The sequence below is a fragment of the Burkholderia sp. HI2500 genome, assembly GCF_002223055.1.
Taxonomy (GTDB): domain Bacteria; phylum Pseudomonadota; class Gammaproteobacteria; order Burkholderiales; family Burkholderiaceae; genus Burkholderia.
The window spans coordinates 941,163-954,782 of sequence record NZ_NKFL01000007.1 but is presented as its reverse complement, the minus strand read 5'-3'; the positions used below and the strand labels follow the sequence as shown (position 1 = coordinate 954,782).

Sequence of the window (13,620 nt, the reverse complement as noted above, 5' to 3'; positions counted from 1 at the left end):
CATGACCCAGATCTACCTGAAACCGAACGTCGTCTTCGAACCGCTGGTCAATCAGTGGTATGCGTGGACGTTCCTGCTGCAGCCGGCGACCTGCGCGCTGGTGATGAAGCAGGTGCACCTGCGCATCATGGAATCCTTCATCCGCGCACCCGAACTGCATCGGCGTTCCGCCGCGAAAATGGCCGGCGGGCCGTTCCTCAACGGCGGCCGGGAGCTCTTGCCGGCGGTCGACGCGCTGATCCGCGACACCCGCACGCGCGCCGCGCCGCTGCTGGCGCTGGCGGACGCGCTGCGCGAGCTCGACGAGCTGCTCGCGCGGGAAGGGGGCGGCGACACGCTGTCGCCGCTGTATGCGCGGGTGCCCGAGCCGTTGAAGGGCTTCGTCGAGCTGGGCTACGACCTGCGCGGCCACGCGTCGTACCGGCTGTTCGAGCGGCTGCTGTACGACAGCGCCGGCTATCTCGACGCGCTGCAGAGCGTGAACGGCTTCCTCGCGACCAGCGACGACCGGAGCTTCATGCTCAGCACGCCGCGCTTTCCCGACGAGCACATGGTGCAGATCCGCCTGCCGTTCCGCGACGCGCTGTACGACGAACTGTTCGCGGCTCGCCACGCGGGCGCCGCGCCGGACCTGATCGACCGCCTGCTGGTTCACGCGGAGGGCGGTGCCGAGCGGCGCGCGGCACTCGAAACCTGGTTCACCGACGCGCCGCCGCCGCGCCCGCCGTCGGCGCCGGCGCGCGCGGGGCAGCCGGTGCGGGTGCGCTACTTCAACCATGCGACGGTGCTGGTCGAAACCGCGGAATTTTCGCTGCTGACCGATCCGATCGTCGGCTATCCGCTCGGCCAGGGCGACGATCCGTTCACGTTCGCGGATCTGCCCGAGCGCATCGACTACGTGCTGCTGACCCACAACCACCAGGATCACATCGTGCTCGAGAGCCTGCTGCAGCTGCGGCACCGGATCGGCACGCTGGTGGTGCCGCGCAGCCATGGCGGGTTCCTGCAGGACCCGTCGATCCGGCTCGCGCTCGAGGCGTGCGGGTTCGAGCGGGTGGTCGAGGTCGGCGAGCTGGACAGCGTGCCCGTGCCGGGCGGCGAGATCGTGGCGCTGCCATTCCTCGGCGAGCACGGCGATCTGCATATCGCCGCGAAGATGGCGTTCGCGCTGAAGGTGGACGGCAAGAGCATGCTGTTCGCGGCCGACTCGAACAACCTGCAGCCGGAGCTGTACCAGCGTATCGCGCAGCGCATCGGCCGGATCGGCACGCTGTTCATCGGCATGGAATGCGAGGGCGCGCCGATGTCCTGGCTGTACGGCGCGCTCCTGAACGAGCCGCTCGGGCGGCAGTTCGACCAGAACCGCCGGCTGAACGGCTCCGACTGCGAGCGCGCGTGGCCGCTGGTCGAGTGCTTCGCGCCGCGCCAGGTGTTCGTCTATGCGATGGGCGCGGAGCCTTGGCTCAAGTTCATCTCCAGCATCGAATACGCGCCGACGTCGCTGCCGATCGTCGAATCGGACAAGCTGATCGCCCGCTGTCACGCGCACGACATCCAGTCCGAGCGGCTGTACCTGAAGAAGGAAATCATCCTCTGAGCGCGGGCGGCCACGCGGCCGTCCGCATCGTGTCGTGTCGTCTCGTCTCGTCGAATCGTCGAACCAGGAAACCACTCCCATGCCGGATCGTCATCCGTCCCGTGTCGCTGCCGCCTTCAAGATGCTCGCCGCCACGGCCGTGCTGTTGCTGGTGATTGCCGCGGGCCTGCTGTATTGGGCGCTGCCCGCCGCCACCGGCTACGCGTCGCACTACCTGTGCGCGCGCGCGCTCGCCGGCGGCGACGGCGATGCACGTGCGCTGTTCGCGCGCGAAGTCAAGCCGATCAATCCGTTGTTCAACTTCGTCACGTACCGGATCGACCGGGCGCGACAGACCGTCGAGGCCGCCGGGCTCGGCGTGCTGCGTTCGACGGTCGCGCTGTACCGGCCGGGCCTCGGCTGCACGATCGCGCCGGCCGATGAGATCGACGCATTGCGCGCGGCGGGCCGCGGCCTCGCGCTGCCGCCCGCCGCGGCCGATGCCGGCTACGTCGACCACTACGGCAACGCCGACGATGTCGCGCCGGCCGATCCGCTGCCGGCGCTGAGCGCCGTGCTGGATCGCGCGATGGCGGAGCCGTCGCCCGCGTCGCTGCGCAACACGCTGGCCGTGGTCGTGCGGCAGGATGGCAAGCTCGTCGGCGAGCGGTATGCGCCGGGCGTCACGGCCGACACCCCGTTGCTCGGCTGGTCGATGACGAAAAGCGTCACCGCGTTGCTGGCGGGTGTGCTGGCCCGCGACGGCAAGCTGACGCTCACGCAGGATCACCTGCTGGACGACTGGGCGCAACCCGGCGATCCGCGCCAGGCGATCCAGTTGCGCAACCTGCTGCAATGGACGAGCGGGCTGGATTACCAGGAAGGCTATCTGCCCGGCTCGGACACGACGAAGATGCTGTACCAGTCGACCGACATGGCGCGCTTCGTCGCGAGCCGGCCGCTGAAGGTCGCGCCCGGCCGCGAGGTGGACTACCAGAGCGGCGGCAGCGTGCTGGTCGCGAAGATCGTCGCGCGCGCGATTTCGCCGCGGCCGCTCGACGTCGTGCCGTTCGCGCGGGCGCGGCTGTTCGAGCCGCTCGGCATCCGCACCGCGATGATGGAGCCCGACGCGTCGGGCACGCTGGTCGGCGGCAGCTACATGCTGGCGTCGGCGCGGGACTGGTCGAAGCTCGGCCAGTTGATCCTGCAGCAAGGCGTGTGGCGCGGCACGCGCATCGTCGAGCCGGACTGGGTGCGCTTCATGGCGACGCCCCAGGCGGCGCGGCACGACGGCCGGCTCGGCGCGCATCTGTGGCTGAACGCCGGCGTCGGCGGCGCGCGCCGGTTTCCGTCGCTGCCGGCGGACCTGATGATGATGGACGGCTTCAATCACCAGCTGGTGGTGATCGTGCCGTCGTGCCGCGCGGTCATCACGCGGCTGGGCGCGACGGTGGACCACAGTTGGGATACCGAACGTTTCGTCGCCGACGTGATGGCGAGCCTGCCGGGCTGTGCGGGCCCGGCAACCACGACTGCCGCGAGGTAAGCGCATCATGAAGATCATCGTACGTGACGCCGTGGCCGCCGATACGCCGGCCCTGTGCGAACTGTTCCTGCGCTCGCGCCGCGAGACCTTCGTCTGGCAGCCGGCCGGCGCGTTCCAGCTGGCCGATTTCGAGGCCCAGACGGAAGGCGAGCGGCTGAGGGTCGCCGAGGACGACCGCGGGCGACTCGCCGGCTTCGTGTCGGTCTGGGAGCCCGACCATTTCATCCATCACCTGCACGTGCACCGGTCGCACCACCGGAGCGGCATCGGCCGGGCGCTGCTGCGCGCGTTGCCGGGCTGGCCGGCCACGCGTTACCGGCTCAAGTGCCTGCGCGCCAACGGGCCGGCGCTGGCGTTCTATGCCGCGTGCGGTTTCGTCGAGATCGGCGCCGGCAGCTCGGAAGACGGCGAGTACCTGCTGCTCGAGTCCGGCGGCAAGGACGGCCGATGACCGTCCACCTGCGGTACTGCCTGCAGCAGGCGGCGTTGTGGGGCACCTTCGGCCTCGTGCTGCCGGTCGTCACGTTGTTCCTGCTGCACAGCCATTTCACGCTGTTCGAGATCGGGCTTTACGCGGCGGTGTTCAGCCTGTCGACCATCGCGCTGGAACTGCCGTTCGGCGCGATGGCCGACCGCGTGGGCCGGATCCGGACCTATCGCATCTCGCTGCTGATGAACAGCATCGGCTGCGCGCTGATGCTGTGCTTCAGCCAGAAGCCGGTGCTGTACCTCGCCGCGGCGAGCTTCGGCGTCGCGCGCGCGATGAGTTCCGGCACCGTCGACGCGTGGTATGTCGGCCTGCTGCGCGAGCACGGCGAGACGAACCGGATTCCTTATTTTCTCGGCCGCGCGGAGCTGGCCTCCGCGCTCGGGCTGGCAAGCATGTCGCTGGTCGGCGGCGTGCTCCCGGACCTGATCGGCAGCCGGCTGTTCGACAACCCTTACCGGATCGGCCTGGCGCTCGCAGGCGGCTTGTTCATCGTGCTGCTGGGCCTGACGTCATGGTTTTTCGCCGAGGCGGAGCAGGCGCCGCCCGAGGCCGCGCCGGCCGGCCGGATGCGCGACGACCTGCGCGAACTGGTGCGCTTCGCGTGGCACGGCGGCGCGGTGCGGCCGCTGATCCTGCTCTGCATGCTGCTCGGCGGCGTCGTGTCGGTGCTGGAGAGCTACTGGCCGGTGGTGCTGAAGACGCTCGTGCCGATGCATGGCGCGACCTGGGCGTTCGGCCTGTTCCTCACGCTGATGCTGGTCGTCAAGGGCGCGGGCGGCTGGGTGTCGTATCGCGTGATGAAGCATTGCGCCGCACGGCCGGCGCTCGCCGTGTCGCTGCCGTTCGCCGGGCTCGCCGCGAGCCTCGTGCTGACGCGCTGGGCGAATCACGTGGTCGCGTTCGGCGCCGTGCTGAGCGGGGTCGCGCTGTTCCTCGGCATCGCCGGCGCGGTGGTCAACGCGGTGCTGCATCACCGGACGCCCGATGCGTTGCGATCGCGCGCCGTCTCGTTCTTTTCGCTGGTGTTCCAGCTCGGCAGCATGATCGCGTCGATCCTGCTCGGCTACCTGGTCAGCCAGTGGGGCGTGCAGGCGGTGTGGTGCGGCGTCGGCGTGCTGGTCGCGGCGGCGGCCGGGTACGGCGCGTCGATCGGCGGCTGGGCCGCCGACCCGATGGAGGAGGCGAAGACGACGGCGCGCGCGTAGGCCGGGCGCACCGTTTCGATTCATGTGTGATGCGTCATGCGGAAGCGGCAATTTTGTTGTTTGTCACCCCACGATAGCCAAGGAGATCGACTTTGAAACAGGAGATGCGCATCGCGATTCACGAGACGCTGGAGGCGCTCGTGTCGCAGTACGGGACCGCGGAGCTCGAACGCGTGATCGAGTTCGTCGACATCAACACGGGGCGGGTTCCGCTGCCCGCGTTGCCGAAATATCAGCGGCCGCTGCTGTTCTATTTCCCGGGGCTGGACGGCAAGCCGTGGTACGAGGCGTCCGACTATCCGGCGCTCGAGGCGTTCACGTCGACGTTCGAGGCGTCGGTCGACGTGCTGCGCGAGGAGTTTCTCGCCCAGGTGACCACGCCGATGCTGCTGCCGTACGAAGAGCAGGTGGCCGGGCGTTTCGAATCGATCCGGCGCAACGACTGGGGGTCGTTCTATTTCAGGCGCAAGGGCGAGCCCGAGGTCGAGGAGAATTGCCGCCGCTGCCCGCGCACCGCGGCGCTGATGCGGCAGGTGCAGGACTTCCTCAGCCCGAGCGGCGCCTTCATCTTTTCGGTGATCCAGGGCGGGACGCGGATTCCGCCGCATACGGACACGACGAATCTGAAGCTGACCTGCCAGCTTCCGCTGATCGTGCCGCGCGGTTCGCGGCTGCGCGTCGGCGACGAGATTCGCGAGTGGCCGGACGGGCGCGCGATCATTTTCGACGATACGTTCGAGCATGAGAGCTGGAACGACAGCAACGAGCCGCGGGTTTGCCTGCTCGTCGACATCTGGCATCCGGGCATCACGCGTATCGAGCGGGACGCGGTGGAGCGGCTCGACGCGGCGATCAGCCAGCATCTCGGGCTGGATTTCCGGCCGCCGTGGGCGGAAGCGGCCGCGGCGTAAGGCGGGGAGGGGCGACCGGCTGCGGGCGACCGGCGGCAGGCGGTCGCCTTTTGACGATCGACCGATGGCAGTGGGGCCGGTGCGGTTTTGCGCGGTGCTGTTGTCGAATCACGCGCCGCATCCGGCAATCGCTTCGACAGTCGTGCATGGGCCGGAGCGCTTCGCGGCCGCGCTCCCGCGGCCTGGCGACCCGCAGGCGAGCCTGTCGGGTCGTCGATTCAGCCGTTCCGCCGCTCGCCACGGTTCCAGCCTGCCGGCCGCCACATCCTGAATGACCTTGCGAACCTGCACGGTTCGCGCATCGTCATCCGTTCCGTGGCGGCCATGGCAGCCGGCTTCCGCCGGGATCCCTACGGCATCAGCCGGTCGAGCAGCGGCGACCGGAAGATCCGGTGCGGGTCGTAGCGTTCGAGGGTCGCGCGCGCCGTATCCCAGCTGCTGGACGGCGGCTGGCCTTCACGATGCAGGTTCGGAATCGTGGTGGTGAGCATCGTGTCGTCCTGCCAGGCGGCCGTGTCGGTATAGGCCCAGCCCTTCGACCATTCGGGGCGCACCGTCGCATACGAGCCGGTGTAGTTCGCGAGCATCCATTGCTCGATCTCGCGATAGAAGCGATCGGCGGCCGGCGTGCCCGGCAACGTCAGGATGTCGAACCACACGGCGGTATCCCATTCCGGCCGGTCGGGACGCGGCTTGAGCGCGGACAACGCGGGCACGGCCGCGCCCGCGCCGGCATCGGCCGGCTTGTCGAGGCCGGTGACGCGGATCTCGACCGGACCGTTCATCGGATACTCGTTGCGCGCCTTGTACGTGTCGACGCGGTTCTGATAGAACTGCACGAATTCGCTGATCACGCGCTGCACGTCGGCGCGCCGCGCCAGCACCGCGTAGCCGTTCGCGGTGACGCGCAGCGTCGTCGGCCGGATGTACTGCAGCACGGTGCGCGACCAGCCCCAGATGTCCCCGCTGAGCGTGAGTGCGAGACCGGCCGTCGTGATGGCCAGCTGCGTCTGGCCGAACAGCGGCGTCAACGCGCCTTCGCCGCCGATCACGATCCGCTTGACGAGATCCGAGATGGTCTGCGAGATCGAATCGGAGAACGGATAGTTGTACGGCTGCGTGACGGCGCGCGACAGGAACGGCTTGCTGGGTGTCGGCGTCCAGACCTTGAGCCACGGCTTGGTCGTGAACGGGAACCAGATGGCTTCCACCCGGCCCGAACGATCGAGAAACGACGCGATCGTGCGGCCCGTCGAGCCGGCCGGCGCAAACAGTTCGGATGCCGGAATATCGACGTAGCTCTGGCAGCGCAGCCGCTGGTTCGGGCCTGCCGTCAGCGTGACTTCGACGACGAACGCCCGCCCGATGTGTGCGAGGAACGCGCCGATCTCGGGATCGCCGCGCTCGAACCGGCGCAGCACGTATTGCTGCCGGGCCGGATCGAACACGACCGCGGTGAGCGCGACCACGAGATTGCTCAGCGAGCCGTATGTATGGCCCGGCTGCAAGGTTTCACCGGCCGCCGGCACGGCGGTGCCGTGTGCATCGATCGCGAGCGCGCCGCCGAGCGTGATGTCGCCCGGTGCCGGCGCGGCAATCACGCCGAGGCCATATGGCTCGAGCGTCGCGAGCAACGACTCCAGCGAGACGCCCGTTTGGGCGGTGACGCGCGCCGGACGTGCCGACGTGTCGACGGAGACGGCCGTCAGCGACTTCGTCGTATCGAGCAGCACGAGGTTCGCGGCGCCGGCGCCCGGGTCCAGCGTCAGCGGCGACCAGTTGTGCATGTAGCCGCGCGGGCGTATCCGGTAGCCGTTCGCGCGCGCCCAGTTGACGGTCGCGACGACGTCGTCGGCGGAGCGCGGCGCGGCGGTCCATACGTCCTGCACGGCGATCTCGCCGCTCCAGTTCTGGAATGCCTGCTTGTAAAGCGGGATGTCGGCCGGGAAGCCGGGCGGCGTGTCGCCGGCCGTCCGCGCGTGTGCCGCGATCTGGTAGAGCGGGGTCCAGCCGGTGACGATGCCGGCCGCCGCGAGTTTTGCCATGTCGGCCAGGAAGGCGCGACGCGGCGCGGGTTCGTCTCGGAAGTCGTGACTCATGGTGTGCTCCAATTTTTCGGCATTGTTTTGAAGATTGGAAAGACGACAAATGACGCGTTGAGACTGGTGTGGCAATCGATGCAGGCGTGACGCTCGGGAAGCGTTGCGCTCGGGTCGGGCAGGATTGAAAAAGAACGATGCGTCCGGCAATGCGCGGGCCGCGCATCACCACGGGCGTCTAAAAGGAAATCGAAAAACCGCCGGGAGATTGCTGCAATTGGCCGTCGGCCTGTTCTGTCGACAAGCGGATAGGGAAATTCGACGGAATCGCGTGCGGCGAAGCGCTAGCCGCGGCAATCGATAAAAGATGATTTCACGTGAATATTAATCGTCATGTTTCGATTTTTTAAATAAACCCGACCGCAGTTCACGGTTGATTGATGATGCGTCGTATATTTCGGTCGAAAGCGTAACAATTTATCTATCGGGAGACAAGCGGTGGAATTGACGAATTCCGACTGATTTAATATGGAAATTTTATGACGGGAAATGGCTTCGCCCTTTGTGGGTGTTTTTGCAACGCCGGTCTCGGAGGCCAGCAGCCGTGGGCTTGGGGTGGAAACTATGCTTTGCCGTCGCGCATATTGAATCGATTGTTGAGTGAATCGAAATAACGTCCGGAAGATATGCCTTGAAGCCAGCTCGATGAGCGGGGTGCTGGTGAAATCCGACAATTCCTCTCTCGAATAGCGCTCCCGGATGAAAATTCGTGGTAAGCGTCGCTCGGCCGATTATTACCAAAGTTCGTGGTAAACGAATGTTGATTTATTCGTGCGTTGATAATAATGCCGATTTCCGGTTATCGGGCGATGTCGTTTTAAAAATAAATTTCGGGTTAACTGCAAATGTCTTAAATCATCGCTATCATACGCGGCTGGGATATACATGGATCAAATTCAATGGAAAGAATCGTTTCGCTTTTTGATCGACATTTTTCGTTGAATACGCCGGAAACGCGCCTGCTTCGAGCCGGCGCCGGGTTGTCCGATTCAGGTCTGCAGCACCTCCGTCGGCGGCGCGTTTTCGTCCCGCCACGCGCATCGACCGAAATGGACGTTTCGGCTGCTGGCAGCGTTGCCCGTCGTGAACGTCCATCGATGCGACGCCTGCCGCATCGCGCTGTCCGATACGGAGGAAACATCGTGCCTGTTTCTCGTTCGTCATCGGTCTGTTCGATCGTCGGTGACGCGGTGGCGCTCGCCGTGCCTGACGATCATTCGCACGCGCATGGCGTGTTCCGGATCGCGCGCCGGCGGCGCGCGTTGCCCGCCTGAGAACGCGTGCGACGCAGCGCGACCCGACGCGCGCCGCGCCAACCGTGCCGGCTCGCGCGCGCCGGTGTTGCGCCAGGTCCTCAAGCACGCACAACAAGGAGAGTCAGATGTTCGCGAAGCTCGGGAAGGTGATTTCGAGCGCCGGCAGTGAGCGGTTCGCATCCGACATGCATGCATTGCTGGTCGAATCGATTCCGCTCGCGATCACCCGGATGACTGAATGGACGCTCGACGAGCCGGCGGGCGAAGTCGTCCGCGTGCAATCGCTCGGCGCGTTCGGCGCGCCGGGCGGCGACGGGCGCGGCGCGCCGACCGCGCACGGCGAGCGGGAACCGGCCGCGCATCCGCCGTTGAACCGGATCCTGGCGGCCTGCGACCGGCAGCTCATTCACATCAATCCGCTGTTGCGGCGTGGCAATGGCGGCGACGTCGCGCCGCCGCGCGGGCCGGGCGGCGGATTTCAGTGCCATCTCGTGTCGGGCAAGGCGAATCGGCGCTACGTGATCTCGCTGCATCGCACGGCATCGCATCGCGACTTCTCGTTGCAGGAGATGTCGTTCCTGAAGAATTTCGCCGATACGCTGTTGCCGCTCGTCGAATGGCATGCGTCGACGCGTCGGCACGGCACGCTCGAATGCGCGACGGCGCCCGGTGCGACGGCAGGCTTGCCCGGCGTCGACGCGCTGCGCCACGAGTTCGAATCGCGGCTCGCGCGCGCGCGGGTCGTGCTGTCGGCGCGTGAAAACGAAGTGTGCCTCGGCCTGCTCGCGGGCAAGATGCTGCGCGAAATGGCCGGCGAGCTCGGTGTGAAGGAGAGCACGATCGAGACGTACATCAAGCGCGCCGCGGTGAAGCTCGGCATCAGCGGCCGGCACGGGCTCACGAAATGGATGATCGACGATTCCGTACCGTGCGCGTCGGCGGCGTGACGCCGACACGCCGCCGACGTGCGACACACCGCCGGCCGACTAGCCTGGAAGGCTGCCGCACGCGCCCGCGCCGACGCGCGTCGGCGCGGGCGATGACGACGATGTCACCGGGTGCGGCAGCGCGGGTTGCGGCGCCGGCTAGATTGCCGACGTGCGACGCGAGATGGAAACCGGCGGCAGTCGTCCCATGGAGTTTCGCGCGTCGCCTGCGCCTGCGTCGGCGTCGCGCGCGCTGAAGTGCCTGGCGTGCCGCGCCTGACGCACGCCGCGCCGCCGGATCGGCGTGTTCGGGCCGTGTGCCCTCAGGTTCCGATGCGCGGCGACGCGTAGTCGCGCCGCACGCTTCGCATGCCGTCCCCGCCCGCTTCCGTCGCGGCCCCGGCCGTCTCGTCGAGCATCCAGCGCGTCAGGCCATGACGCCCGCTGAAGCCCAGCTTGACGGCGGCCCGCTTCAGGTAGGTCTCGACGGTGCTTTCGCGCAGCGCGAAACGCATGGCGATGGCGGGCACCGTGTCGCCGGCCAGCAGTGCCGTGCATGCCTCGATCTCGCGCGTCGACAGCTTGACGCCGGCTTGCCGCAGACGCTCGGCGAACCGCCGCGCCACGCGCTCCCGGCCCGATTGCGTCGCCGGCGGCGCGGCGATAGTCACTTGGGCGGCCGGTGGCGTCGCGTCGAGCGCCGCGACATGGCTCTCGACGATCGGAAACAGCACGTGCGAGAGTTCCTTGAGGAAGGTTCGCTCCTGCGGCGAGAAATCGTCGAACGTACACGTGCGATACAACGAGATCACGTAACAGTGGCCCCGCTTGCGGGTCACGAGGTGGAATTGCGCGTAACGCGGCGACACGACCGCCGCCTGCATGACGATGAAGCGGTCGAGCTGCGCGTGGATGGGGCCGTGGCCGGCGAGCGTGTCGTCGACGTGCAGGGGGCTCGCCCCCGGGCGCGGCGGCATCTGCGGCCCGCAACAGGCGGCGGTCACCCCGGCCTTCGCGAGCGCCGCGCCGACCGCGCCGAGGCTGCGCACCGCGGGATGGCCGTCAGGTGAGTCGTCGACCGCCAGCTCCGAAATGCGGATCTCGTCGACGGGGACCGCCGCGGCGATCAGGTTGTACATCATTCGGGGAAAACGTCGGCTCCCGCTGCTCGAGATCGCTTCGCCGACGTGTGCGAACAATCTGCTGAACTCCATGAAAGGATTCCTGATGAGACGTTGAAGCTGCGCGTGTGCGCATGGATGCCGACATGATTTAAACACCCACGTGCGAATGCGTCTGTAACGGTTTGCCGGGACAGACGCATCGCCGGCCGTCGAATCCGGTACGGCGCGCATCGTGTCCCATCGGGATCGCGGCTCATCCGGCGGCTTCGGCCGGGACGGCGCATACGGCCGTATCGGAGAAGATACGGCCGCTATCGAGCCGAATGACCCGGTCCGCCAGCTTGAAGTACTGATCGTCGTGGGTAATGATGACGACGCATTTCCCGCGGGATTTCAGGTCGGGAACCAGCACTTCATAGAAGAATCGCTTGAAGACCGGATCCTGATCGGCGGCCCATTCGTCCAGGATGTAAATCGGACGATCCTCGATGTACGCGCAAAGCAGCGCCAAGCGCTTGCGTTGCCCGGTCGATAGCGCCCGGGTGGTCGAGTAGGTGCGGCCGGAAATCTCGATCTTGTCCGCCAGTTTCAGGGTGTCGAGGTATTTCCGGGCAAGCTCGATGCTGTCATTGCCCCGATCCGGCCCGATGATGCGATTGAACAAATGGAAATCGGTGAAGACGGCGGAAAACAGGTTTCGGTAGCGTTCCCGGGCATCGTCGTCGATGACTTTTCCGTCGAGCGAAATGGTGCCGCCGGTCGGCGCATAGAGGCCGCTGAGGACCTTGCACAACGTGCTCTTGCCGCTGCCGTTGCCGCCGATTACATAGACGAGTTCTCCGGCATGAATCGTCATGTTGATGGGGCCGAGCACGAAGTCGGTCGACGATTCATTGTCACGGTAGTTCATCGTCACCTCGTTCAACTCGATGACCTTCCATGACTTCGCCGATGGGGATGCCACGGCGCCCGGATGGGGCGGCTCATTGCGTGCGTCCTGCGTGTCATCGATCAGGAAACCGAATTCCGCCAGCCGGGCGAGCGCGGTCTTGCCTTCGGCCATCACCGGCAGGATATTGATCAGCATGGTCAAGGGCCCCATCATGTAGAGCACGGCCAGAATGCTCGCCGTGAGGACGGACGGATCCACGACGCCGAGCGAAGGCACGCCGAACAGCAGGAAGCCGAGCAGCACCGCGACGGTGATCTGGCCGATGCTGTCGCCGCTCATGAACCAGAAGCGTTCGATGTAGTTGAATCCCGCCACGCGCTTCGATGACAGTTCGATCGCGGCCCGGGTGAACCAGCGGCGCCTCGCCCGGTTGAGCTTGAGTTCCTTGATGCCGAACACGAGGCCATGCGTGTATTCGTTGAACTGGACGAATTCATCGCGAACCCGCTCGGTGAAATTGACCGCCTTCCGATAGAAGAACAGGTAAAGCACCAGGCCGACGAGGGTCAGGATCATCGTCGACGCGAAAACGATCCACGAGAGATAGGCGAGATAGACGATGCTGCAGATCAGCACGACGGATTGAACGATGATCGTCGGGATGGTGAGCAGGGTCTGGCTCAGCTGCGGAATGTCCTGTGTCAGCAAGGTCAGCACATGGGGGGCGCCGCGTCGGTCGATTTCGTCGAGCGGGGTCGCAAGGATCCGCTTGCACAGGTTGACGCGCAATCTCGTCATGACTTTCATGCACGCATAGGACGGCATCACGGCCGCGCCGCTCCTGCAGACCACCGCGATGACATTCACCGCAATGAACATCAGCAGCAGCGTCTGTCGATCAGACGGGTCGTGCAGCACGGTGCTGATCAACCCGACGCCCACGATCGACGCGATGCCGCTGACGAGGCCCGTCAGGACCGTGCCCAGCGTCAGCCAGGGATGACTGCGCCACATCAGCGTGACGGCGGAATGCCAGGGCGGCGATTTGCTTTGAGCGGAATCCATGAATGGCCAATAGGTCTCAGTTGATCAGGTGGCTGAGTTCGACATTGCTTGCCGCTGATCTCAACCTCGACGAGGTTTCGTGCTGGCCCAGGAACGTGATGCTTTCCACGATGCCCAGCGGCGAATCGGAAAACAGGATGCAGCACTTCAGCAGGCGCTGCGCCCGCGCCCAGCCGACGCTGTCCGTCGAATCGGCCACGCTCCGCAACGCGGCCTCGACCGACGCGGCCGTCCAGTTTTCGTTCCGTGCCAGCCGCGACTCGACCTGCCGAAGAAATTGCAGGAGCGTGCGGGGATTGCTTTCGATGCTGTACATGAGGATGTAGTCGATCCGCAGTTTCTTCGTGATCAACGGAAAAATCAGGTCGATCACGCCGGCAGTCGATTCGCATTTCCCGTAAGCCAGTGAAATCGCGTCGCCGAGCTTGCAGTCCCGGTGAAGCGCATCCAGCGCGGCCTGTACGAACGCCGCTTCGAGGTCAACGGTGGTGGTTTGCATGAGGTTCAATGGCCTGTCGAGTGAGGGTTCG

Annotated in this window: 11 protein-coding genes; 7 read left to right on the top strand and 4 right to left on the bottom strand. The window is 66.2% G+C overall.

Annotated features, from left to right (window positions below; genetic code table 11):
- Nucleotide 1 precedes the first annotated feature (1 nt).
- The 5 genes from CFB45_RS36360 to CFB45_RS36340 all read left to right on the top strand — a co-directional run bounded on the left by CFB45_RS36360 (nt 2) and on the right by CFB45_RS36340 (nt 5,728).
- Nucleotides 2–1,597, top strand: coding sequence for an MBL fold metallo-hydrolase (locus CFB45_RS36360; RefSeq protein WP_256976965.1), 1,596 nt, complete (start codon nt 2–4; stop codon nt 1,595–1,597).
- A gap of 79 nt (nt 1,598–1,676) precedes the next feature.
- Nucleotides 1,677–3,122 (top strand): serine hydrolase domain-containing protein, encoded by a 1,446-nt coding sequence (locus CFB45_RS36355; RefSeq protein ID WP_089429902.1) that lies wholly within the window; start codon nt 1,677–1,679, stop codon nt 3,120–3,122.
- A 7-nt stretch (nt 3,123–3,129) separates the two neighbouring features.
- Nucleotides 3,130–3,573: a GNAT family N-acetyltransferase gene (locus CFB45_RS36350; RefSeq protein WP_089429901.1), complete on the top strand. Its 444-nt coding sequence runs from the start codon at nt 3,130–3,132 to the stop codon at nt 3,571–3,573.
- The gene (locus CFB45_RS36345) at nt 3,570–4,817 is read left to right on the top strand and encodes an MFS transporter (protein ID WP_089429900.1); all 1,248 of its coding nucleotides are present in this window, start codon (nt 3,570–3,572) and stop codon (nt 4,815–4,817) included. Before CFB45_RS36350 ends, CFB45_RS36345 begins: the two co-directional genes overlap by 4 nt.
- Before the next feature lie 92 nt (nt 4,818–4,909).
- On the top strand, nt 4,910–5,728 hold the full coding sequence (locus CFB45_RS36340) for an aspartyl/asparaginyl beta-hydroxylase domain-containing protein (protein ID WP_089429899.1): 819 nt from the start codon (nt 4,910–4,912) through the stop codon (nt 5,726–5,728).
- 350 nt (nt 5,729–6,078) lie between these two features.
- Here CFB45_RS36340 and CFB45_RS36335 read toward each other — a convergent pair whose 3' ends face one another.
- Nucleotides 6,079–7,827, bottom strand: coding sequence for a cholesterol oxidase substrate-binding domain-containing protein (locus tag CFB45_RS36335; protein WP_089429898.1), 1,749 nt, complete (start codon nt 7,825–7,827; stop codon nt 6,079–6,081).
- An 899-nt stretch (nt 7,828–8,726) separates the two neighbouring features.
- Here CFB45_RS36335 and CFB45_RS38825 point away from each other — a divergent pair.
- A complete protein-coding gene (locus CFB45_RS38825; protein WP_144025273.1) occupies nt 8,727–9,101 on the top strand; it encodes a hypothetical protein in 375 nt (124 codons plus the stop codon).
- Nucleotides 9,102–9,208: 107 nt separating this feature from the next.
- Nucleotides 9,209–10,030 (top strand): helix-turn-helix domain-containing protein, encoded by an 822-nt coding sequence (locus tag CFB45_RS36330; RefSeq protein WP_089429897.1) that lies wholly within the window; start codon nt 9,209–9,211, stop codon nt 10,028–10,030.
- 302 nt (nt 10,031–10,332) lie between these two features.
- On the opposite strand, the gene CFB45_RS36325 is transcribed toward CFB45_RS36330, so the two are convergent.
- From CFB45_RS36325 to CFB45_RS36315, 3 genes are all read right to left on the bottom strand, one after another.
- Entirely contained in the window at nt 10,333–11,223 is an 891-nt protein-coding gene (locus CFB45_RS36325; RefSeq protein WP_089429896.1) for a helix-turn-helix transcriptional regulator, read from the bottom strand.
- A 163-nt stretch (nt 11,224–11,386) separates the two neighbouring features.
- Entirely contained in the window at nt 11,387–13,090 is a 1,704-nt protein-coding gene (locus tag CFB45_RS36320) for a cyclic peptide export ABC transporter (RefSeq protein ID WP_089429895.1), read from the bottom strand.
- A 16-nt stretch (nt 13,091–13,106) separates the two neighbouring features.
- On the bottom strand, nt 13,107–13,589 hold the full coding sequence (locus tag CFB45_RS36315) for a hypothetical protein (RefSeq protein WP_089429894.1): 483 nt from the start codon (nt 13,587–13,589) through the stop codon (nt 13,107–13,109).
- Nucleotides 13,590–13,620 lie beyond the last annotated feature (31 nt).

What these genes read in the sequence shown, in the direction of transcription:
- CFB45_RS36360 (WP_256976965.1), top strand. Translation starts at nt 2, where the DNA reads ATGACCCAGATCTACCTGAAACCGAACGTCGTCTTCGAACCGCTGGTC.
- CFB45_RS36355 (WP_089429902.1), top strand. Translation starts at nt 1,677, where the DNA reads ATGCCGGATCGTCATCCGTCCCGTGTCGCTGCCGCCTTCAAGATGCTC.
- CFB45_RS36350 (WP_089429901.1), top strand. Translation starts at nt 3,130, where the DNA reads ATGAAGATCATCGTACGTGACGCCGTGGCCGCCGATACGCCGGCCCTG.
- CFB45_RS36345 (WP_089429900.1), top strand. Translation starts at nt 3,570, where the DNA reads ATGACCGTCCACCTGCGGTACTGCCTGCAGCAGGCGGCGTTGTGGGGC.
- CFB45_RS36335 (WP_089429898.1), bottom strand. Translation starts at nt 7,827, where the DNA reads ATGAGTCACGACTTCCGAGACGAACCCGCGCCGCGTCGCGCCTTCCTG.
- CFB45_RS38825 (WP_144025273.1), top strand. Translation starts at nt 8,727, where the DNA reads ATGGAAAGAATCGTTTCGCTTTTTGATCGACATTTTTCGTTGAATACG.
- CFB45_RS36330 (WP_089429897.1), top strand. Translation starts at nt 9,209, where the DNA reads ATGTTCGCGAAGCTCGGGAAGGTGATTTCGAGCGCCGGCAGTGAGCGG.
- CFB45_RS36325 (WP_089429896.1), bottom strand. Translation starts at nt 11,223, where the DNA reads ATGGAGTTCAGCAGATTGTTCGCACACGTCGGCGAAGCGATCTCGAGC.
- CFB45_RS36320 (WP_089429895.1), bottom strand. Translation starts at nt 13,090, where the DNA reads ATGGATTCCGCTCAAAGCAAATCGCCGCCCTGGCATTCCGCCGTCACG.
- CFB45_RS36315 (WP_089429894.1), bottom strand. Translation starts at nt 13,589, where the DNA reads ATGCAAACCACCACCGTTGACCTCGAAGCGGCGTTCGTACAGGCCGCG.